The organism is Streptomyces sp. NPDC052052 (assembly GCF_040680455.1).
Taxonomy (GTDB): Bacteria; Actinomycetota; Actinomycetes; order Streptomycetales; family Streptomycetaceae; genus Streptomyces.
On the sequence record NZ_JBFAWU010000025.1, the window covers coordinates 71,401 to 92,139 of the forward strand.

Annotated in this window: 17 protein-coding genes, 1 tRNA gene and 1 pseudogene; 14 read left to right on the forward strand and 5 right to left on the reverse strand. The window is 69.8% G+C overall.

All coding sequences use genetic code 11. The features are described 5' to 3' along the window. Window positions 1–13 precede the first annotated feature (13 nt). The 3 genes and pseudogenes from AB0L71_RS26605 to AB0L71_RS26615 all read left to right on the forward strand — a co-directional run bounded on the left by AB0L71_RS26605 (window position 14) and on the right by AB0L71_RS26615 (window position 2,682). Complete coding sequence (locus AB0L71_RS26605; RefSeq protein WP_365247545.1) at window positions 14–847, forward strand: glycerophosphodiester phosphodiesterase; 834 nt, start codon at window positions 14–16, stop codon at window positions 845–847. 77 nt (window positions 848–924) lie between these two features. Beyond that, window positions 925–1,419 (forward strand): annotated as a pseudogene (locus AB0L71_RS26610) (ATP-binding protein); the annotation flags it as partial. 297 nt (window positions 1,420–1,716) lie between these two features. Next, window positions 1,717–2,682 carry a DUF5926 family protein gene (locus AB0L71_RS26615; RefSeq protein WP_365247547.1) on the forward strand — a complete coding sequence of 322 codons (966 nt, stop codon included), beginning with the start codon at window positions 1,717–1,719 and terminating at the stop codon, window positions 2,680–2,682. A gap of 703 nt (window positions 2,683–3,385) precedes the next feature. On the opposite strand, the gene AB0L71_RS26620 is transcribed toward AB0L71_RS26615, so the two are convergent. Beyond that, the gene (locus AB0L71_RS26620; RefSeq protein WP_365247549.1) at window positions 3,386–4,108 is read right to left on the reverse strand and encodes a bifunctional DNA primase/polymerase; all 723 of its coding nucleotides are present in this window, start codon (window positions 4,106–4,108) and stop codon (window positions 3,386–3,388) included. A gap of 573 nt (window positions 4,109–4,681) precedes the next feature. Here AB0L71_RS26620 and AB0L71_RS26625 point away from each other — a divergent pair. Both AB0L71_RS26625 and AB0L71_RS26630 read left to right on the forward strand, forming a co-directional pair. Continuing rightward, a complete protein-coding gene (locus tag AB0L71_RS26625; RefSeq protein WP_365247551.1) occupies window positions 4,682–6,109 on the forward strand; it encodes a PP2C family protein-serine/threonine phosphatase in 1,428 nt (475 codons plus the stop codon). A 136-nt stretch (window positions 6,110–6,245) separates the two neighbouring features. Then, window positions 6,246–7,706 (forward strand): aminopeptidase P family protein, encoded by a 1,461-nt coding sequence (locus AB0L71_RS26630; protein WP_365247553.1) that lies wholly within the window; start codon window positions 6,246–6,248, stop codon window positions 7,704–7,706. 57 nt (window positions 7,707–7,763) lie between these two features. Here AB0L71_RS26630 and AB0L71_RS26635 read toward each other — a convergent pair whose 3' ends face one another. Then, a complete protein-coding gene (locus AB0L71_RS26635; RefSeq protein WP_365247554.1) occupies window positions 7,764–8,291 on the reverse strand; it encodes an ATP-binding protein in 528 nt (175 codons plus the stop codon). A gap of 272 nt (window positions 8,292–8,563) precedes the next feature. On the opposite strand from AB0L71_RS26635, the gene AB0L71_RS26640 reads away from it, so the two are divergent. The 9 genes from AB0L71_RS26640 to AB0L71_RS26680 all read left to right on the forward strand — a co-directional run bounded on the left by AB0L71_RS26640 (window position 8,564) and on the right by AB0L71_RS26680 (window position 18,484). Next, window positions 8,564–9,349, forward strand: coding sequence for a hypothetical protein (locus AB0L71_RS26640; protein ID WP_365247556.1), 786 nt, complete (start codon window positions 8,564–8,566; stop codon window positions 9,347–9,349). Window positions 9,350–9,501: 152 nt separating this feature from the next. Continuing rightward, window positions 9,502–10,230, forward strand: a complete 729-nt coding sequence (locus tag AB0L71_RS26645) for a YcnI family protein (RefSeq protein ID WP_365247639.1) — start codon at window positions 9,502–9,504, stop codon at window positions 10,228–10,230. 54 nt (window positions 10,231–10,284) lie between these two features. Further along, window positions 10,285–10,938, forward strand: a complete 654-nt coding sequence (locus AB0L71_RS26650; RefSeq protein ID WP_365247558.1) for an SCO family protein — start codon at window positions 10,285–10,287, stop codon at window positions 10,936–10,938. Further along, on the forward strand, window positions 10,935–11,384 hold the full coding sequence (locus tag AB0L71_RS26655; RefSeq protein WP_365247560.1) for a copper chaperone PCu(A)C: 450 nt from the start codon (window positions 10,935–10,937) through the stop codon (window positions 11,382–11,384). Before AB0L71_RS26650 ends, AB0L71_RS26655 begins: the two co-directional genes overlap by 4 nt. 14 nt (window positions 11,385–11,398) lie before the next feature. Beyond that, a complete protein-coding gene (locus tag AB0L71_RS26660; RefSeq protein WP_365247562.1) occupies window positions 11,399–13,432 on the forward strand; it encodes a copper resistance protein CopC in 2,034 nt (677 codons plus the stop codon). 140 nt (window positions 13,433–13,572) lie between these two features. After that, window positions 13,573–14,805, forward strand: a complete 1,233-nt coding sequence (efeB, locus tag AB0L71_RS26665) for an iron uptake transporter deferrochelatase/peroxidase subunit (RefSeq protein ID WP_365247641.1) — start codon at window positions 13,573–13,575, stop codon at window positions 14,803–14,805. Between the two features lie 27 nt (window positions 14,806–14,832). Next, window positions 14,833–15,768 (forward strand): prephenate dehydratase, encoded by a 936-nt coding sequence (gene pheA / locus AB0L71_RS26670; protein WP_365247564.1) that lies wholly within the window; start codon window positions 14,833–14,835, stop codon window positions 15,766–15,768. A 644-nt stretch (window positions 15,769–16,412) separates the two neighbouring features. Next, window positions 16,413–17,690, forward strand: a complete 1,278-nt coding sequence (serS, locus tag AB0L71_RS26675; protein ID WP_365247566.1) for a serine--tRNA ligase — start codon at window positions 16,413–16,415, stop codon at window positions 17,688–17,690. Beyond that, window positions 17,687–18,484, forward strand: coding sequence for an HAD family hydrolase (locus tag AB0L71_RS26680; protein WP_365247568.1), 798 nt, complete (start codon window positions 17,687–17,689; stop codon window positions 18,482–18,484). Before serS ends, AB0L71_RS26680 begins: the two co-directional genes overlap by 4 nt. Window positions 18,485–18,558: 74 nt before the next feature. Here the strand turns inward: AB0L71_RS26680 and AB0L71_RS26685 are convergent. From AB0L71_RS26685 to AB0L71_RS26695, 3 genes are all read right to left on the reverse strand, one after another. Beyond that, window positions 18,559–18,645, reverse strand: a tRNA-Ser gene (locus AB0L71_RS26685). Between the two features lie 332 nt (window positions 18,646–18,977). Continuing rightward, a complete protein-coding gene (locus tag AB0L71_RS26690; protein ID WP_365247643.1) occupies window positions 18,978–19,673 on the reverse strand; it encodes a hypothetical protein in 696 nt (231 codons plus the stop codon). Window positions 19,674–19,996: 323 nt separating this feature from the next. Further along, on the reverse strand, window positions 19,997–20,716 hold the full coding sequence (locus tag AB0L71_RS26695; RefSeq protein WP_365247570.1) for an ABC transporter permease: 720 nt from the start codon (window positions 20,714–20,716) through the stop codon (window positions 19,997–19,999). Window positions 20,717–20,739: the final 23 nt, after the last annotated feature.

Genomic DNA, 20,739 nt, shown 5'->3' on the forward strand with positions numbered 1-20,739 from the left:
ACACCATGAAGCGGTGACCCACGCACGGCAGCAGTCCACGGCCCATTCCATCCAGGTCATCGCCCATCGGGGCGCATCCGAGGACGCCCCCGAACACACCCTGGCCGCGTACCGGAAGGCCATCGAGGACGGCGCCGACGCACTGGAGTGCGATGTACGGCTCACCGCCGACGGGCATCTCGTCTGCGTGCACGACCGCCGGGTGAACCGCACGTCCAACGGCCGCGGCGCTGTCTCCACACTGGAGCTCTCCGAACTCGCCGCCCTGGACTTCGGCTCCTGGAAGGACCGTGAGGAGTCGGAGTCCCCGGACTGGGACCCGGTGCCGGGAGAGCTGACCTCCGTACTCACACTGGAGCGGCTGCTCGAACTGGTCGCCGAGACGCGCGCCGCCGGACGCCGGATCCAGCTGGCGATCGAGACCAAGCACCCCACCCGCTGGGCGGGCCAGGTCGAGGAACGGCTGCTGGATCTGCTGCGGCACTTCGAGCTCGACGCCCCTCCGGCCGACGGCCCGTCACCGGTACGGATCATGAGCTTCTCGGCGCGCTCCCTGCACCGGGTCCAGATCGCGGCGCCCACGCTGCCCACCGTCTACCTGATGCAGTTCGTCTCGCCACGCCTGCGGGACGGCCGACTTCCGGCCGGCGCCCGGATCGCCGGCCCGGGGATGCGGATCGTGCGCAGCCACCCCGGCTACATCGAGCGACTGCACCGGGCGGGTCATCGCGCGCACGTCTGGACGGTCAATGAGCCGGAGGACGTCGAGCTCTGTATCGCGCTGGGCGTCGAAGCAATCATCACAAATCGCCCGAAGCAGGTTCTTTCACAACTGGGACGCTCTTGACGTCCGTTACACGGAGTGCACCGGCGCATTCGAATCGCAATCGATCGTGACGAGTGCGTCACTGACAGGCGAAGTACCGGTTTCCGGTCGAGCCCAGGGGGGCATCCACTCCGTGGCGTGGGGCAAAGGAGGTCTCGGGGGTGGCGTTGGTGGTGGCACAGGAAGTGCCCACGTCGTCGAGCATGGCCGTACCCCATGGCCCTGCGGGCGTGGGCAAGGCGCGACACCGGATGCGTGAGCAACTGCGCAGCCACGGGGTGTCGGATTCGGTCGTCGACGATGCTGTATTGATCCTTTCCGAACTACTCAGCAATGCCTGTCGGCACGGCAGGCCGCTGGGGCGGCACACAGATGTGGGTGACGGCGACGTCCGCGCCGCATGGCACGTGGACCGAACGGGCGGACTGACCGTAGAAGTGACCGACGGCGGCGGTCCGACCCGACCGGTTCCGGCCACACCCTCGGTGACGGCACGCGGCGGACGCGGGCTCAACATCATCGACGCTCTCGCCGAGGAGTGGGGCGTACGCGACAGCTCGACCGGCGAGGTCACCGTCTGGGTCACCGTCAGCGAGGGGCACGGCCAGGCTTCCGGAGCACCGGCTCCCCCGGGTCTGCCGACCGTGCCGGGACTCGACGGGCCGGGCCTCGTCGATGCCTTCGACGAGCGGGCCGACCGTCCCCGCACGGATCCGGATGCCGACGGTGGCGGCCATCCGCGCGCCCGTATCGGCGCAGGTGGCCGAGGGGGCGGCGGACGCGCGGACGTTCCGCCCCCGCCGGACCGTCGGCGGATGCGCCCCGGACGCGACAGGGGCCGCTAGGCTCGCGGCCCAGACCGCACTGTCGCAATCGGGAGAAAGCCCACCATGGCCAAGAAGCGCCCTCAGACCAAGGCCGGGAAGCAGCAACTCAGGGACGGCGAGATCCCGGTGGTCGGGGCTCGCGAGCCCTGCCCGTGCGGTTCGGGCCGCCGCTACAAGGCGTGTCACGGACGCGCCGCCGCCCATGCGGTGACCGAGCTCGTCCACCGCCCCTTCGAGGGCCTGACGGGCGAGTGCGACTGGGTCGCCCTGCGTGAGTTGGTGCCCGCGGCCACGGTCGCGCTGACGCTGAAGGACGGACTGCCCGAGGGCGTGCCCTCGGTGACCCTCGCGACCGTCCTGCCGATGGCGTGGCCGGCGCTCCGTCGCGACGACGGCTCGGTGCTGCTCGCCCTGCAGAACGACACCCCCTCCGGTGACCTCAGCCGTGATCTGGCGGCCACGCTCCGGCGGGCCCTGGACGCCGAGCCCGGTGCTCCGGTGGCCGGCGAGCGCGCACCGGCCGACGGGCCGCGGCTGCAGGACCTGCTCGCCCCCGACGGCGCGTTCGAGCCCGCCATCCACTCGGGCTTCGAGTTCTGGGTTCCGGACGCGGAGAACGCCGCACCTGAGGTGTCCGCGTCCCTGGCGCGCGCGAACGAGGCGGCGATCCCCACCACCCGGCTCGTCGGCGTGGACGCCGCGTACTGGTGCGAGACCCCGGAGAAGAACCACCTGCGCTGGGTCATGCCGCACCCGGAGGAGCAGCTTCTCGACGCACTCGCCCGGCTGCACGCCGCCGGCACCTCCTCGCTGGGCGAGGGGACTCGGCTGGTCGGCTCGTTCCGGGCGCACGGGCTGATGGTCCCGGTCTGGGACCTGCCCAGCACCATGGGGGCCGAGGACTGCGAGAAGCCCGCGGCCGAATTCGTGGAGCGGCTGACCGCGGCACTCGCCTCGGACGCACCGCTCTCCGCCGAGGAACGCCGGGCCCGCGGCGGGCTCACCAACCGCCAGGTGACGCTCAGCTGACAGGGGCGAGAACGCGGTCCGTAAGGTGATAAGCGTCACAACGTACGGTACGCGCAGGTAAATCATCATCCTCAAACAAGAGATCGAATTTGCGAACGACAGATCTCTTGTTACCGTTCTGGAAGCCCGGTCGCTGGTGCATCCCCCGTCGCCAGCGATCGGGCATCCTCATTTCCGGGCCCGGCGTACAGCGCGCGAGGCGGCGTACGCGCCCGCGCACGATCCCCTCCCCGCCGGTGGAGCCCACTCACCTCAGGCCGGAGCCCGGCGACCGCCCCACCGCGCCCAACCCGGCACGACGGAGCCGGGGTTGACAGCAGATCGCCCGTCGACAGCCTCGCCCCCTTCCGCTCCCGCCGAAGCACCCGGATCGATCCGGTCAGGGGCCCGGAGTCGGAACTCCTTGACGAATAACCCTTCAGCACATTGCTCGAATAAATCTTCGAACAAACATCGAGAGGGTTCGGCGGAGCCATCGAAATCACCTTCCGCCGACACACCTCGCGGCAGCCGTTTTCGCACGGGCGGAAACGGTCGGCTTCGCCTGAATTCCTGGCAGTACGTCGGATACCTCGACGGAATACGAACACCCGGTGGCCCGGGCCCCATTACTCGGGGAACTCAGGACGGCTCACGTCCGAATGGGTGAACCGACCGTGCCGCCCCCTCCACGGGGACGGCACGACTGCTCGTTGTTCATCCGTCAGTACGCGAGCCGGCTTCCGCCGTCCGGCGCGCTGTCGCTCGCCTCGACCAGCGCGTCGAGCACCGCTCCCACATCCGGCAGCCACGGCTCCGCGGATCCGACGGCACCCCGCTTGCCGCCCGAGCCCGGCCGGGGGCCCGGAGCGGGAGCCCGCTCCCAGCGCACCTGGCCCGCTCCCACTCCGGACGGCGGAAGGACGAGATAGCCGCCTCCGCTGTGGAAACGCAGTGAACTGGGCACCCGGTCCTTGGCGTGCAGCAACTCCCCGAGCCGTTCGAGGCTGTACGGAGCGACCAGGAGCGACCACCGGGTCGGCGTCGCCACCACGGGGCCGAGCCGCGTTCCCATCCGGTCCAGCTCGGCCAAGGCGCGTGCGGCCGCCACGGCCGGCAGGCTCAGCGCGCACGGGGCGCGACCACCCGTGGCCAGCACGATCGGGGCGGTGGGGCGATTGGTCCACCACCAGCGCACCATGCGCTCGTCGGTGGTCGCCGCGAGGAGACCGGGATCGAAGGGGTGTGCGCCGGGTACGGCGCACTCGGGATCAGGGCAGGCACAGCCACGACCACGGCCACCACGACCACCGGCCGCCTCGAGTCCCACACCGGGGAGCACGGGCCACTGCCATGCGGTGGCACAGGTCAGGACCGCGTCCAGTGGGGCGGGCCTCGCCCTGCGCCGGAGCCGGAGCCTGCGTCGCCTACCGAGGATCTCGCGCATGAGCGCTCGTTCCTTTCCGTTGAACGCCGAAGGTCCACATCACACCACGCGCGTATCACCACGCGCGTTCACAACTTCACCGTGCGTACATGCTCTTCAAATCTGCGGTACGGGCGGATCGTCGCTACCGAGCATGCGCTGAGCCGGGTCGAGCGGGGCCGAGACGAGGTCCGGACACGAACGTGGCGAGGAACAGCACACGTCGCGCCCGCCGTCCCACATGGTGCAATCCCCGCCACTCGGGGGGGTGGAGGCGTGGCCGTCACAGATGAGGACGCCCAGGGCCCACTGCCGGGTTCCGGGGCGATCGGAACTGCCCCTGGCCGTCATCGACTACGTACCCAGCGTGCCCGAAATGACGCTCCCCCGGGACTTCACCCCCGAGAACACTCCCTCGTCGAGCCCGCCCAGTCGACCGCAAATAGCCGCCATAGGCTGCGATTTTTGGCCAATTTTTGAGTCACTTGGACATCACAGAACCCACGGGGGCAATGCTGGACATCGCCTTACTTGTACGTGTACATGTGGATGCCACGTGTGCATGTGGATGCACTGATAGCAGCGCAGAATGACATGGGGGTTTGCGATGCCATTCGTCGAATCACACGGGTGGGAAAGTCGACTGCCATGAGCGCCCCGCACCTGCCGAAAGTGGCTGGAATCAATCCCATGGTCCCCGTTTCAGCACACACTCCTGCCGGATCTCGGTCCGAGGCGCCGACCGCACCCGGAACGCTCGTCCAGGACCGGCTGGCCGGCTGGGTGTCCGACCTCACCACGCTGCACGAGCTCACCGAGCGCCTGGCCAGGACCAGCACGCTCGACGACGCGCTGCACGAACTGCTGGACGCCGGAGCCACCCTCGTCGGTGCGCGACGCGGTCTGGTCGTCTTCGAACCCTCCGACCGCCGCGGCCCCGTGAGCACCGTCGGCCTCGGACTGGCCCATGCCGAACTCGGGCACATCGAGACGGTGCCGCGCAGCGTCACCTCCTGCGGCCGGATCCTGGAAGGGCTCCCGGGCGCCGAAGGAGCACAGACCACCCCCGATCTGCTCGGCGACACCAGCCTGGACCCCCGCCGCCGCGAGGTCGCTGCCCGGCTCGGATACGCCGCCAGCTATGCCCTGCCGCTCACCGCGCAGTCGACCGGCCGGCTCGGCGCGGCCGTCTGGCTGTACGACGAACCCACCGAACCCCGGGAACAGCGGCGCCATCTCGTCGGCCTGTACGCCGGGTACGCCGGCGAGCATCTGGCCCGGCTGCTGGAGCTGGAGCGGGCCAGGGCCGACACCGCCACCCTCACGGAGGAGCTGCTGCCCAGCCGACTGCCCCGGGTCACCGGCGTACAGCTCGCCGCACGCCATCGCACGACACCGCGGGGCGGCGGCAACTGGTACGACGCGCTGGACCTGCCGGAAGGCGCGCTCGGCCTCGCCGTGGGTTCGGTGAACGGCTCCGGGCCGAGCGCCCTGGCCGCCATGGGCCGGCTGCGTGCCGGCCTGCGGGCGTACGCGGTGATGGAGGGCGAGGACCCGGTCGCCGTGCTCTCGGACCTGGAACTGCTGCTGCGGCTGACCGAACCCGCCCGTTCCGCGACCGCCCTGTTCGCCTACTGCGAACCCGCCCACCGCAAGATCCTGCTGGCCGGCGCCGGCCACAACCCGCCGCTGGTGATCGGTGACCGGCGCACCGAGTTCGTCGAGACCTCGCTCTCCGCCCCGTTGGGCATGCTCGCCTGCTGGGAGGCGCCGAGCGTGGAGATCACCCTCGCACCCGGCGAAACCGTGCTATTCTACACCGACGGCCTGCTGCGGCGGACCGGCGACTCGACGGACCGGGCCTTCGCGCGGCTTCACTCGGCGGCGGCCGGCGTCCCCAAGGCACTCCGGGACGACGCCGGGTCCATTGCCGACCACGTACTGCGGACCGTGCTCGCGGACAGCTCCGACCCGGGTGAGCGCACCCAGGAGCTGAGCGTTCTGGCCGCACGCTTCGACTGAGCCGGACCGCCCGGCCCGGGGGCCCGGCCAGGCAACTCCGGCCGCCGGGCCATGTAACAGGTCTTTCTCCTCTGCGCCCCTTCCGCACGCCCGTACGATGGGGGGCGTCCAGTGTCGTACCAAGGAGAGACAAGTCGTGGCTGAGGAGCTCGCCCCGGACAACCCGGAGGCCGAAGAAGAGACGGTCGAACAGCGGAAGAACGGCCTGTACCCGGGCGTCTCCGATGAACTCGCCGCGAACATGAAGTCCGGTTGGGCCGATACGGAGCTGCACGGCCTCGAACCCATCGCCCAGGCCGAGCACACCGCCGCCCGCCGCGCCGCGCTCTCCGCACGGTTCCCCGGTGAGCGTCTGGTCATCCCCGCGGGCAACCTGAAGACCCGCTCCAATGACACCGACTACGCCTTCCGCGCCTCCACCGAGTACGCGTACCTCACCGGTGACCAGACCCAGGACGGCGTCCTCGTCCTGGAACCGACCGAGGACGGGCACGAGGCGACCATCCACCTGCTGCCGCGCTCCAACCGCGAGAACGGCGAGTTCTGGCTCGACGGCCAGGGCGAGCTGTGGGTCGGCCGCCGTCACTCCCTCGCCGAGGCCGAGCAGGTGCTGGGCATCCCCGCGAAGGACGTGCGCGAACTCCCGGCCGCGCTGACCGAGGCCACCGGACCGGTCCGTAACGTCCGCGGCCACGATGCCGGCATCGAGGCCGCGCTGACCGACAAGGTCACCGCGGAGCGCGACGAGGAACTGCGCGTCTTCCTCTCCGAGGCCCGGCTGGTCAAGGACGCCTTCGAGATCGCCGAACTGCAGAAGGCCTGCGACGCCACCGCACGCGGCTTCGAGGACGTCGTCAAGGTCCTCGACAAGGCCGAGGCGACGAGCGAGCGCTACATCGAGGGCACCTTCTTCCTGCGCGCCCGCGTCGAGGGCAACGACATCGGCTACGGCTCGATCTGCGCGGCCGGCCCGCACGCCACCACCCTGCACTGGGTGCGCAACGACGGCGCGGTGCGCTCCGGCGAGCTGCTGCTGCTCGACGCCGGTGTGGAGACCAACGACCTCTACACCGCCGACGTGACCCGCACCCTTCCCATCAACGGCACGTTCACGCCGCTGCAGCGGAAGATCTACGACGCGGTCTACGAGGCGCAGGAGGCGGGCATCGCGGCCGTCAAGCCCGGTGCCGACTACCGCGACTTCCACGACGCCGCACAGCGCGTGCTCGCCGAGAAGCTCGTCGAGTGGGGTCTGCTGGGCGACCTGTCCGTGGACAAGGTCCTGGAGCTCGGCCTCCAGCGCCGCTGGACGCTGCACGGCACCGGCCACATGCTCGGCATGGACGTCCACGACTGCGCCGTGGCGCGCACCGAGACGTACGTCAACGGAACGCTGGAGCCCGGCGTCTGCCTCACGGTCGAGCCCGGTCTGTACTTCCAGGCCGACGACCTGACCGTCCCCGAGGAGTACCGGGGCATCGGCGTCCGGATCGAGGACGACATCCTCGTCACCGAGGACGGCAACCGGAACCTCTCCGACAAGCTGCCGCGCCAGGCCGACGAGATCGAGGCGTGGATGGCCCGTCTCACGGGCTGATCCGCACGGTCCGGCAGGTTCGGCGACGGACCCGCCCCACGTCGAAGGGCGCCCCGCTCAGGACACCATGAGCAGGGCGCCCTTGCGCCATTTCAGGACCTTGTCGAAACTCACGACGGCGCCGTGGCCTGGGCGATTGCCGAAGTGGACGTGATCGGCGAGCTCCTCGATCAGACAGAGCCCGCGGCCGTTCTCCGCGCCGAGCGACGGATACGGCAGCGGGTCGGGCTGGTGCGCGGACCTGCGCGGGATGCGCCGGGCGGGAAAACCGGGCCCCGAGTCGGTCACTTCGATCCGGCACGTCTCGCCGTCCAGATAAGCGGTGACCCGGTACTGCCCGCACGCCGCGCCCGAGGGTTCGCCCCGGGCGTCCCACGGATCCTGACCGGCCCCCTGTTCACCCCGGGCCCGCTGTTCGCCGCCGTGCTCGACGGCGTTGGCGCAGGCCTCGGTGAGCGCGATCGACAGGTCGAAGGAGATGTCCGGATCGACCCCCGCGGTCTCCATGGCGCCCAGCAGGAAACGACGGGCGAGCGGAACACTCGCAGCCTCGCGCCGCAGATCGAGGGACCACCAGATGCTCATGCTCCAGCCTCCTGGCTGCGGCTCGACATACCGCTACGTATTGCCGCACAGGGCCGTTCGTAAGCGCAGACCGGATGTGAGACCGCTCATTCGGCGGATACCAGCACTCCGTGCACCCATGTATGCCGGACCGATTACCGTTCCCACCTGGTGTTCCTGTCCCGCGTTCCCGCCCTGCCCCAGCCGCCCCGGGAGGCAACCAATCGGGCGGAAGGTGACCTTCCGGACCTGCCGCACCAAGGTCCCGGGCTCGGTGCGATGATGGCCCCGCCATGTCTATGCCTGTCGCACGCGCCGGAGCCGGTCTGCGGCTTCTGAGGACCGCGGTGTTCACCGCGGTCTGTGTCGCGCTGTCCGCGGCAGGTCATTCCCTGGCCTCCAGCACGGCCGTCCCCTGGTGGGCCCTGCTCGCCGGGTTCCTGACAGTCTTCGCGGTGACGGCACCGCTCGCCGGTCGCGAGCGCTCGATGCCATCCATCACCGCCGCCCTGGCCGGCGGACAGATCGCCCTGCACACGCTCTTCGGCGTGGGTGCCCACACCGCCTCGGCGGACACCTCGGCAGGCGATGACGCACTGGTCCGGTTCGCGGCGAGCCTCGTGTGCGGTGCGGGCCCCGCCCAGTTGAACGCTTCCGACGCACACCGCATCATCACCACCGCGGGCATCGACCCGGCGTCGGTGGTGGCCGGCGGCCACATGGCCTCCGTCCCCGGCGCGGCCGGTCTGCCGATGCTGCCCGGTCTGCCGATGGTGCTCGGCCACCTGCTGGCCGCCGTGGTCACCGGTTGGCTGCTGCGTCGCGGCGAGATCGCGCTGTTCCGGCTGGCCCGGCTCTCCGCGCAGGGCGCCCAGCAGATCGCGGCCGGAGCCCGGCTGCGTGCGCTGCGCGCCGCGCTCGCGCTGGTGAACGCGCTGCGGGCCGGGCTCGAAGGCCCCGCGACCGGACCGCGCACGGCCCGTACCGCTGCGGACGCACCGGTGCCCGCCACCGGGGACCCGTTGCAGCACCTGGTGATCAGGCGCGGGCCACCTCCCGCATACGCGCTCACAGCCTGACGCGACACCCTCCACTCGACGCACGGACCGGACTGATCCGTGCGGTCCGGCATACGTACGCCGACGCACGTGGGGCAGCGGTGTCGCGATGCCCTGGCGCACCCGCGCCCCGGGCACGCCTTCCTTCGTGCTTCTGTGGAGTGATCCCTGTGCTGAACGTTTCCCGTATCGCCCTCGTCGGCGGCGTCACCGCGTCCACCGTGCTGCTTCTCGCCGGCCCCTCCTTCGCGCACGTCAGTGTGCAGCCGCAGGGCGAGGCCGCCAAGGGCGGCTATGCCACCGTCACCGTCAAGGTGCCCAACGAACGCGACAACGCCTCGACCACCAAGGTCGAGGTCAGCTTCCCGGCCGACCACCCGCTGGCCTCCGTCATGCCGCAGGCCGTGCCCGGCTGGGACATCGAGGTGACCAGGAGCAAGCTGGCCAAGCCGCTCGAGCTGCACGGCGAGAAGATCGACGAGGCCGTCTCGAAGGTCACCTGGACCGCCACGGGCGACAAGGACGGCCGCGGCATCGGCCCGGGCACCTTCCAGCAGTTCCCGCTCTCCATCGGCCAACTGCCCGAGGACACCGACCAGCTGGTGTTCAAGGCGATCCAGACGTACGACACCAAGGAGGTCGTCCGCTGGATCGAGGAGCAGAAGGACGGTGCCGACGAGCCCGAGACCCCCGCACCGGTCCTCAAGCTCACCGCGGCGACCACCGATGAGCACGGGGCGACCGCCGACACCGCCGCGAAGACCGCGGACACGCAGACGGCAGCCGCGTCGGACCCGTCCTCCAGCGACACCACGGCCCGTGTCCTCGGTGTCATCGGCATCCTCATCGGCGCCGCGGGGGTGGCCTTCGGCGTCCTCGCCGGCCGTCGCCGCACCTCCTGACCGCCCGTTCCACCGACCCACCGGCCCCACCGACCCACCAGGAACCAGTACTCCATGCACAAGAAATCGGTGCTGGCCGCGGCGTTCGCCGCCGCGGCCGCGCTCACCCTGTCCGCCTGCGGCACCAGTGACGACGCAGCCGAGAAGCCCGTCGCCGATGTGTCTGTCCAGGCCGACACCAAGGCCGCGACCGTACTCGACCAGCCGTTCACCAAGCCCGACCTCGTCCTGACCGACACCCACGGCAAGAAGTACGACCTCCGTGAGCAGACCAAGGGCAAGCCGACGCTCATCTACTTCGGCTACACCAACTGCCCCGACGTCTGCCCGCTCATCATGAGCAACATCGCCATCGCCAAGAAGTCCCTCCCCAAGGCCGACCAGGACCAGCTCCGGGTCGTCTTCGTGACCACCGACCCCGAGCGGGACACCCCGTCCTCGCTCGGCAGCTGGCTCAAGTCCCAGGACGCCTCCTTCATCGGCCTCACGGGCGACTTCGCGACCATCCAGGCCGGTGCACGCCAGATCGGCATCGGCATCGACGCCCCGAAGAAGGAGAAGGACGGCACGGTCGTCTCGATGCACGGCTCCCAGGTCATCGCGTTCTCCCCGAAGACCGACAAGGGGTACCTGGTGTACAGCGAGGACACCTCGCCCGACGACTACACCAAGGACCTGCCCAAGATCGTCAAGGGGGAGACTCCGTGAACCCCCGCACCACCCTCGTCGGCGCCGTCGTCCTCACCACCGGACTGACGCTGGCGGGGTGCTCGTCCTCGGACAGCGGGCCCGTATTGAAGGTGACCGGCGCTTTCATGCCGCAGCCCGTCAGCGACATGGCGGCGGGATTCCTCGTCGTCAGGAACAGCGGGAGCGCGTCCGACCGGCTCACCTCGGTCACCAGCCCGCTCTCGGACGACGTCACGGTCCACGAGACGAAGAACGGGACGATGCGCAGGGTGACGTCGTTCGAGGTGCCCGCCGGCGGCGAGCTCGATCTGGAACGCGGCGGGAACCACATCATGTTCGCCAAGCTCAAGCAGCAGCCCAAGCAGGGCGAGAAGGTGTCCGTGGAGCTGCACTTCGAGAAGGCCGACCCGATAAGGATCGACCTTCCCGTGAAGGAGACCACCCACAACCCGAAGAAGCAGTGAGGGACTGACTCGCCATGACAGCCACCGCCCCGCACTTCGGACCGTCCCCGTCCGCCCCCGCGCCACGCCGGCCGTTCGCCGCGGCCGCGCTCCTCGCCACCCTGGTGGTCATGGTGTCCGGCCTGCTGCTCGGCGGCGCGGGATCCGCGTCCGCACATGCCGCGCTCACCGGGAGCGATCCGCAGGACGGGGCGGTGGTCGCCACCGCCCCCCAGGAGGTCACGCTCACCTTCTCCGAGCAGGTCGCCATGGGCGACGACTCCATCAGGGTCCTGGACCCGGACGGCAAACGCGCCGACACCGCCGCCGCACCCCGTGATCTGCGCAGCGGATCCACCGTGCGGTACGGCGTCGCTCTGCACAGCGGACTGCCCGACGGCACGTACACCGTCGCCTGGCATGCCGTCTCCGCCGACAGCCACCCCGTCTCGGGCGCCTTCACCTTCTCCATCGGTGCGCCCTCGGCGACCAGCGTCGTCCTGCCCACCGAGGAGGCCGGTGGCGGGCTCGTCGGCATCCTCTACGGCATCGCGCGGTACGCCGCGTACGCCGGTTTCGTCCTGATGGCCGGTGGCTCCGCCTTCGTGCTGGCCTGCTGGCAGCGGGGGGCGGGCGCGCCTCCGTTGCAACGGCTGGTGGTACGCGGCTGGATGACCCTCACCGCGGCCACGCTGGTCATGCTGCTCCTGCGCCATCCGTACACCGGCTCCGGGAAGCTCGCGGACGCCCTCGATCTGGACGGTCTGCAGGCCGTGCTCGACACCAAGCCCGGGGCGGCGCTCGTCTCCCGGCTGCTGCTGCTCGGCGCCTCCGCGCTCTTCGTCGCCGTGCTGTTCGGGGCCTACGCGAAGCGCGAGGACGGGCGCGAGAAGAAGGACCTCACCTTCGGACTGGCCGTCGGCGGCACGGTGGTCGCCGCCGGGATCGCCGGTACCTGGGCGCTCGCCGAACACGCCTCGACCGGGATCCGGCCGGGCATCGCCATGCCCGTCGACGTGCTCCACCTGCTGGCCGTCGCGGCCTGGCTGGGCGGGCTGGTGGCGCTGCTGGTCGCGCTGTTCCGGACACCGGACATCGAGGCCGGGGCCGTGCGGCGCTTCTCCCGCGTCGCGTTCGGCAGCGTGCTCGTGCTCACCGCCACCGGAATCTTCCAGTCCTGGCGCCAGGTCGGCACCTGGTCCGCGCTCACCGGTACCCGGTACGGGCAACTGCTGCTCGTGAAAGCGGGGCTGGTCGCCGTCCTGGTCGGGATCGCCTGGATCTCGCGCCGCTGGACCACGCGACTGGTCACCGGGGGCGGGTCCGACGCATCGCAGGACCCGGCGGAGGACGGGATCGTGGTCGGCACCGGGCCCGAGCAGACCGTGGAGGGGACCGCGGAGTCCCGGACCACAGGCGACGCACCGGAGGCCGGGGAGGGGACCGCGGAGTCCCCGGCCACGGGCGACGCGCCGAAGGCCGGGGCCGAGGACACGATACGGGCGGCCCAGCTCGAGCGGCAGAAGGCCGCCACGGCTGCCGCCGAGAAGAAGCGCATCCGCGACGCGGACCCCGACCGGTCCGGGCTCCGCCGTTCGGTGCTCGCCGAGGTGGGGGTCGCCGTGGTGCTGCTGGCCGTGGCGACGGTCCTGACCTCGACCGAGCCGGCCCGTACCGAGGAGGAAACGGCCCGCGCCTCTGCGGCGGCGCCCGCCTCCGCGGTCTCGGGCCCGGTCGAACTGGCTCTGCCCTTCGACACGGGCGGCAGGAACGGCAAGGGAACGGTACGGATGGACATCGACCCCGGCCGTACCGGGACCAACGCCCTGCACCTCTGGATCGAGAACACCGACGGCAAGGCCATGGACGTCCCCGAGCTGAAGCTCGCCTTCACGCTGAAGGCCAAGGACATCGGCCCGCTTCCCCTCACCCCTGCCCGGCTCGCCGAGGGCCACTGGGCGGCGAGCAACGTCCGGATCCCGATGGCGGGCACCTGGAAGGTCGCGGTGACGGTGCGTACGTCGGACATCGATCAGACGACCGTCGACAAGAACGTGAAGATCGGCTGAGCGGGATCGTGAACAGAAAAAGCAGCAGGAAGACCTCCGCCGACAGCGGAAAGACCCCCACGACCGGTGGGAACGCCCCCACGGGCGGCAGGAATGCCTCCACGGGCAGTGCGGACGACGGAGCCCGGCACGGCGGCACCATCTCCCGGCGGCGGCTGCTCGGCAGCGCGGGTGCCGCCGGTGCGACGGGGCTGGTGCTGGGCGCGACCGGCGGCGCGACCGGTTTCGCAGCGACCCGGCCCGAGGAACCGGCCGCTCTGACCACGGTCGGCTCCACCCGGTTGATGTTTCACGGGAAACATCAACCGGGGATCACCACTCCGCTTCAGGCCCGCGGCCATCTCGTCGCCTTCGATCTGGTTCCCGGGGCAGGGCGGAAGGACGCGGCTGCCCTGATGCGCCGCTGGTCGGACGTGGCACGGCTGCTGATGGCGGGCGAACCCGCCGACGGCGGCGGGGCCCATGACACCGGGATCGCGCTGGACGCCGGACCGTCCTCGCTGACCGTCACCTTCGGCTTCGGCCGCACCTTCTTCGAACGTACGGACCTGGTCGCCCACCGGCCGCCGGGACTGGACCCGCTGCCGCCGTTCTCCTCCGACCACCTCGACGCCAAGCGCTCCGACGGTGACCTCTGGGTACAGATCGGTGCCGACGACGCACTCGTCGCCTTCCACGCCCTGCGTTCCCTCCAGAAGGAGGCCGCCCCGGCCGCCAGGGTCCGCTGGCAGATGAACGGCTTCAACCGCAGCCCCGGCGCCACCGCGCAGCCGATGACCGCCCGCAATCTGATGGGGCAGGTCGACGGCACCGGTAACCCGAAGCCGACCGACAGCGACTTCGACCAGCGGGTCTTCGTCCCGGTTGGAACGGACGCACGGTACGACTGGCTGGCAGGCGGCTCCTACGCGGTCGTACGCCGGATCAGGATGCTGCTCGACGACTGGGAGAAGCTCTCGGTGCAGCGGCAGGAACAGGTCATAGGGCGTCGCAAGAAGGACGGCGCTCCACTGAGCGGTGGCACCGAGACCACCGCGATGGACCTCGACAAGGCGGGCCCCGACGGCAAGCTCGTCATCCCGGACAACGCCCATGCCCGGATCTCCTCCCCCGAGAAGAACAGCGGCGCGGCCATGCTGCGACGCCCCTTCTCGTACCACGACGGCATCGCAACGGACGGCACCGCGGATGCCGGGCTGCTGTTCATCTGCTGGCAGGCGGATCCGCTGCGGGGGTTCGTTCCGGTGCAGCGGAAGCTGGACCGCGGCGACGCCCTGTCGCCGTTCATCCGGCACGAGGCCAGCGGCCTGTTCGCGGTACCGGGCGGCGCGGCGGAGGGCGAGTACGTCGGGCAGCGGCTGCTGGAGTCCTGAGGGACCGGCGCGCATTAGGGTGACGGTATGTCCGCCACGCGCTACGCATATCTCGGCCCTGAAGGCACCTTCACCGAGGTTGCCCTCCGCACGCTCCCGGAAGCCGCCACCCGTGAACTCGTCCCGATGGTCTCCGTGCCGGTGGCTCTGGACGCGGTGCGCAGCGGGGCCGCCGCGGCGGCGCTCGTGCCGATCGAGAACTCCGTCGAGGGCGGAATCACCGCGACCCTCGACGAGCTGACCACCGGCGAACCGCTGATGATCTACCGCGAGGTGCTGCTCTCCATCACCTTCGCCCTGCTGGTGCGGCCCGGTACAAAGCTGTCCGACATCAAGTCGGTCACCGCTCATCCGGCCGCGCAGCCGCAGGTGCGCAACTGGATGGCCGCGCATCTGCCCGATGCGGTGTGGGAGTCGGCTGCCTCCAACGCCGACGGTGCCCGGCTGGTGCAGGAGGGGCGATACGACGCCGCCTTCGCCGGTGAGTTCGCGGCGGCGACCTACGGCCTCGAACCGCTGGTGACCGAGATCCACGACGCGGCGAACGCGCAGACCCGGTTCGTCCTGGTGGGCCGCCCCGCCCGGCCGGCGGCGCCGACCGGTGCGGACAAGACGTCGGTGGTCATCTGGCTGGGCGACGACCACCCCGGTGCACTGCTCGAACTGCTCCAGGAGTTCATGGTGCGCGGGGTGAACCTGATGCTGATCCAGTCGAGGCCGACGGGGGAAGGCATCGGAAACTACTGCTTCGCCGTGGACGCCGAGGGGCACATCGCGGACCGCCGGGTCGGCGAGGCGTTGATGGGACTCAAGCGGATCTGCCCGAAGGTTCGGTTCCTCGGTTCGTACCCCCGGGCCGGGGTGACACCGCAGGACGTACGGCCGCTGCGGGCGGGGACATCGGACACGGAGTTCACGGAGGCCTCCGACTGGCTGGCCCGCAATCTGGACGGCCGGGGCTGACGCGCGCCCGGCCCGGGGATCCTCGGGCCCGCGTACTGAGAAGGCCGGCGCCCGGTGGTGACGGCCTGGCCCTGACGTGCCGGAACCAGCGGAGCTATCTACCGCTTTTCATCTTCCATAAAGTTATCCACAGGTCCGACTCGCGGCCTGGGGACAAGTCGACACCCCTTTGCGACATGGTCGACATATCACCCCACTCGACCCGGATGCATCCACAGGTCGACAGGTCGCCCGACACTCCTCGCGTCACCCCAATTCCGATGATCAACTCTTCGAAGGGGTGAATTACCACCCGAACGAGCACCTGAAGAGGGTTTGAACGGGGAATTCGTGAGCCCCGGCGCGACTTTTGGAATGACCCCTTCCGGTGTCCACAGCCCTTCCACACAGCCTGTGGATAACCCAGGGAAGCCGCTACACCTGTGGACAAGCGGCGGTCAACTACCTCTCGACACGCGGTGGATGCGTCAAGGCAATCGCCACCTTCACCCCATTTAGGGGAATAAACTCTTTTTATTGACGGTAGAGATCAACTTTCGTCGCGCCACACTCTCCAACGTTAACAATCAAGGCAATTCGGGCGTAGTGACACGCCTGGTGATATCGGTTCGAGCCGACGAAGCGCACACCGGTAGCCTGGAGGGGTGATTGACCTTCGCCTGCTCCGTGAGGACCCCGACCGTGTTCGCGCCTCCCAGCGCGCCCGTGGAGAGGACGTCACGCTCGTCGACGCCCTTCTCTCCGCCGACGAACGGCGCAGGTCGTCCGGCGTCCGCTTCGACGAGCTCCGCTCCGAGCAGAAATCGCTCGGGAAACTCATCCCCAAGGCCTCTCCCGAAGAGCGCGCCGAGCTCCTCAAGAAGGCCGAGCAGCTGAAGGCCGACGTCAAGGCTGCCGACGCGGCGCAGGACGAGGCCGACGCCGAGGCCAAGCGCCTGCTGCTCCAGCTCGGCAACATCGTCCACGAGGACGTGCCGGTCGGCGGCGAGGAGGACTTCGTCGTCCTGGAGACGCACGGCACGATCCGTGACTTCGGTGCCGAGGGCTTCGAGCCCAAGGACCACCTGGAACTCGGCGAGAAGCTCGGCGCCATCGACGTGGAGCGGGGCGCCAAGGTCTCCGGTTCGCGCTTCTACTACCTGACGGGCGTCGGAGCACTGCTGGAGCTCGCCCTCGTCAACGCGGCGATCGCGCAGGCCACCGAGGCCGGCTTCGTCCCGATGCTGACCCCCGCGCTGGTCCGCCCGCGCGCCATGGAGGGCACCGGCTTCCTCGGCCAGGCCGCGGAGAACGTCTACCACCTGGAGAAGGACGACTTCTACCTGGTCGGTACCTCCGAGGTCCCGCTCGCCGCGTACCACATGGACGAGATCATCGAGGCCGACAAGCTGCCGCTGCGGTATGCGGGCTTCTCGCCGTGCTTCCGCCGTGAGGCCGGTACGTACGGCAAGGACACCCGAGGCATCTTCCGTGTCCACCAGTTCGACAAGGTCGAGATGTTCTCGTACGTCGACCCGGCGGACGCCGAGGCCGAACACCGCCGGCTCCTGGACTGGGAGAAGCAGTGGCTCACCTCGCTCGAGCTGCCCTTCCAGGTGATCGATGTCGCCACGGGCGATCTGGGGGCCTCGGCCTCCCGGAAGTTCGACTGCGAGGCGTGGATCCCGACGCAGGGCAAGTACCGCGAGCTGACGTCCGCCTCGAACTGTGACGGTTTCCAGGCGCGCCGCCTGTCCGTCCGGATGCGCGACGGCAAGAAGGTCCAGCCGCTGGCCACGCTGAACGGCACGCTGTGCGCCGTACCGCGCACGATCGTGGCGATCCTGGAGAACCACCAGCTGGCCGACGGTTCCGTACGGGTCCCCGAAGTGCTCAGGCCCTACCTGGGCGGGCGCGAGGTTCTGGAACCGGCCGCCAAGTGACCTTCCCGTACACACTCGTCGCGACCGATCTCGACGGCACGCTGCTGCGCAACGACAACACGGTCTCCGAGCGCACCCGGGAGGCACTGGCCGCGGTGACCGCGGCCGGTGCCGCGCACATCGTCGTCACGGGCCGCTCGGTCCCGTGGACCCGGCACATCCTGGACGACCTGGGCTACGAAGGGCTCGCGGTCTGCGGCCAGGGCGCGCAGGTCTACCACGCGGGCGAGCACCGACTGCTGACCTCGCTGACGCTGGACCGGCAGCTCGCCGGTCTCGCCCTGTCCCAGGTCGAGGCCGAGGCCGGCCCGCTGGCCGTCGCGGTGAGCCGCGACGGACTCGACGGCGACGTGCTGCTCGGCCCTGGCTTCCGCGTGCAGGAAGGATCACTTCCGGCCGTCTTCGTGAAGGACCCGGCCGAGTTGTGGTCGGCTCCCCTGAACAAGGTCTACATCCAGCATCCCGAGCTCGACGACGACGCACTGGCGAGGGTCGCGCGCGCGGCCGTCGGCAATCTGGTGGACGTGGTCATGGCCGGTCCCGGTGTGGTGGAGATCCTGCCGCTGGGGCTGAACAAGGCGACCGGGCTCTCACTGGCCGCACGCCGGCTGGGCCTGAAGGCCGCGGACACGCTGGCCTTCGGTGACATGCCGAACGACATCCCGATGTTCGCCTGGGCGCAGCGGGGGGTGGCCATGGCCAACGCGCATGCGGATCTGAAGGCCGTGGCCACGGAGATCACCACGTCCAACGAGGACGACGGCATCGCTGTGGTGCTGGAGCAGCTGCTCTAGCCGTACGGGGCGGGGCGGCGGAACGAATCGTTTCTGCCGCGCCCGTCCGGTGGTCGTACCGGGCACTGCTTCTGCGGAGGATGCGCGGATCGAACGCGCGCGAGGTTCAGACCCCGACGACGGCTTAGCAAGCCGCTGCCTTACCACTCGGCCAATCCTCCGGGAGGGCGGCCGCGCGATGCGCAGACTGGGCCGCCCCGGGCGTCCTGCTCCGATCGGCACGGCGAAGTCGTCGGTGACTACTTCGGTGCCGGCTCGGGCCCGCCCCGCAGGGAACTCGACGGACTCGGACTCTCGGTCATCGCCGCGCTCCTCTCCCAGCTTGTGGCGTACATGTCCGCGTGCGGCTGCTGCTGTATAGCGGGCCGTCACGTCGGCTTCCGTGCCCGCGACGGCCGTGCGGACGCGAGCTGCACCAACCACTGTGCCCGGCAGGGCCTTTCGACGCCACCCGTTTTCCGGGCAACGCCGAAAGGCCGTGCACAGCCTCGGATCAGCGCTGCCTGTTGCGGCGGCTCAGATCCTTCAGGTGGCGGGCGAGATCATCCATCCTGCCGTCGATACGGACGACGTCCTCGGACAGATGTCCCAGCCGTACGCTCATGGCGCCGACGACCTGATGGGTGAGGTCCAGCCTGCGGTCCAGGCTGTCGAGCCGGTGCGACATCCGGTTCAGCACGGGCCCGAGCTCCTGCAGCGAAGTGCCCACTCCGGCAAGGCAGCTCTCGACCCGGGTGACCCGGTGCTCGAGTGAGGCGTAGCCCGCCCGCAGGTCCTGCTCCGCGTCGAGCAGATACGTACGGACGCATCGGGCGATGTCGCTGTCGCGGAGAAGCATCGCGACATTGAGCACGGTCCTGCGGGTGTAGAGGGTGAGCTGAGTGACGGCCTGTGGATAACTTCCGGCCTCCTCACCACCCCATAGGGACACCATGTCCCTATGGAATTCTCGCAGCTCAGGGCCACGGAGCAGAGTGAGTCCGTTCTCTGCAACCTCGGCCCGGTGCCGCTGGGTGACCTTCTTGATGACCTCTGTGGATACTTCGAAGTAGCGAGCCACATCCTCTGTGCGAAGGTGAATCCCATCCGGGAGCATGACAAGGCTCTTGACCTTGTCGAGGACGTCGACGCGCCCCATCTGTTCGACGCGCAGCGCACGCGATTCGAGCAGGGCGACTTCCGTGGGCATGAGCATGCCTTCCGATGGTGAATCCGATGATGGACAGCCCTGCCCCGGGCTGGAGGGGTGGAGGACGCTCACGGTTGCCACTCACTCAATGACCGACCCGGCGGGTACTCCCCCACCGGCATCGGCAATCCCCAATTTCACGCACGCTACGACGCCACGGATTCCAGTTGCCTCCACGCACCGTGCCCAACGAACCGATAACCGTACAGTTACGCGCACTCCTGCTCGAAACGCGTCAACCCCAGCTCAGCGAGCGGGGGTTGACGACGACCGCGGCGGTCAGGGACCGGGCCTGGGAGACCTGTCCGGCGGGAGATCCCCGCTCACTCCTCTCCGGCCAGCTTCAGCGTGCGCAGCTTCTGCCCCGCGTACCAGGTCGCCACCACCGTGACCGCCGCCAGCAGGATCGTTGCGACCGGCAGCCGGACATCGGAGGTGATCACGCCCGACGCGCCGATCTTCTCGGCGACGGCAAGGGACCACTGCTGAACACTGAGCGTGCGCGCCCCCGGCACCAGGGAGCCGAACAGGGCCTCCCACACCAGCGCGTAGACGAGGCCGAGGACGACCGCGTGCCGGCTGACGGTGCCGAGCAGCAGGAACAGCGCGCTGTAGGCGATCGAGGCGACCAGTGCCGCGACGGTGTACGCCACCGCGATCTGCTGGCCGTTGCCGTTGAGGATCAGCCCGGCGATCAGTGTGGGCAGGGCGGAGAACACCATCGTGACAGCGATGGCCACGATCAGCTTGGTGAAGATGATCACCGGCCGTTTCACCGGCTTGGCCAGCAGATAGACGATCGATCCGTCGTCGATCTCGGGGCCGATGGCCCCGGTTCCGGCGATCACGCCGATCAGCGGCACCATCGTGGCGATGGCGAAACCGCCCAGTACGTCCGAGGCGACCTGGTCATCCGCTCCGGCGAACGCCCGTACCGCCACCGCGATGACCACCAGCAGCGCCGGCAGGACGAAGAGGATGGCTGCCCGGCGCCTGCCGAGCAGAGCCCGGTAGGTGAGCCGGGCGACTGTGGGGTCGTACATGACGCTTCACAGCTCCTTTCAGG

Bases quoted from the DNA above. Each gene is read 5' to 3' on its own strand.
- AB0L71_RS26625 (WP_365247551.1), top strand. From the start codon at position 4,682: ATGGGGGTTTGCGATGCCATTCGTCGAATCACACGGGTGGGAAAGTCG.
- AB0L71_RS26620 (WP_365247549.1), bottom strand. From the start codon at position 4,108: ATGCGCGAGATCCTCGGTAGGCGACGCAGGCTCCGGCTCCGGCGCAGG.
- AB0L71_RS26690 (WP_365247643.1), bottom strand. From the start codon at position 19,673: ATGCCCACGGAAGTCGCCCTGCTCGAATCGCGTGCGCTGCGCGTCGAA.
- AB0L71_RS26660 (WP_365247562.1), top strand. From the start codon at position 11,399: ATGACAGCCACCGCCCCGCACTTCGGACCGTCCCCGTCCGCCCCCGCG.
- AB0L71_RS26695 (WP_365247570.1), bottom strand. From the start codon at position 20,716: ATGTACGACCCCACAGTCGCCCGGCTCACCTACCGGGCTCTGCTCGGC.
- pheA (WP_365247564.1), top strand. From the start codon at position 14,833: ATGTCCGCCACGCGCTACGCATATCTCGGCCCTGAAGGCACCTTCACC.
- AB0L71_RS26650 (WP_365247558.1), top strand. From the start codon at position 10,285: ATGCACAAGAAATCGGTGCTGGCCGCGGCGTTCGCCGCCGCGGCCGCG.
- AB0L71_RS26640 (WP_365247556.1), top strand. From the start codon at position 8,564: ATGTCTATGCCTGTCGCACGCGCCGGAGCCGGTCTGCGGCTTCTGAGG.
- AB0L71_RS26615 (WP_365247547.1), top strand. From the start codon at position 1,717: ATGGCCAAGAAGCGCCCTCAGACCAAGGCCGGGAAGCAGCAACTCAGG.
- AB0L71_RS26635 (WP_365247554.1), bottom strand. From the start codon at position 8,291: ATGAGCATCTGGTGGTCCCTCGATCTGCGGCGCGAGGCTGCGAGTGTT.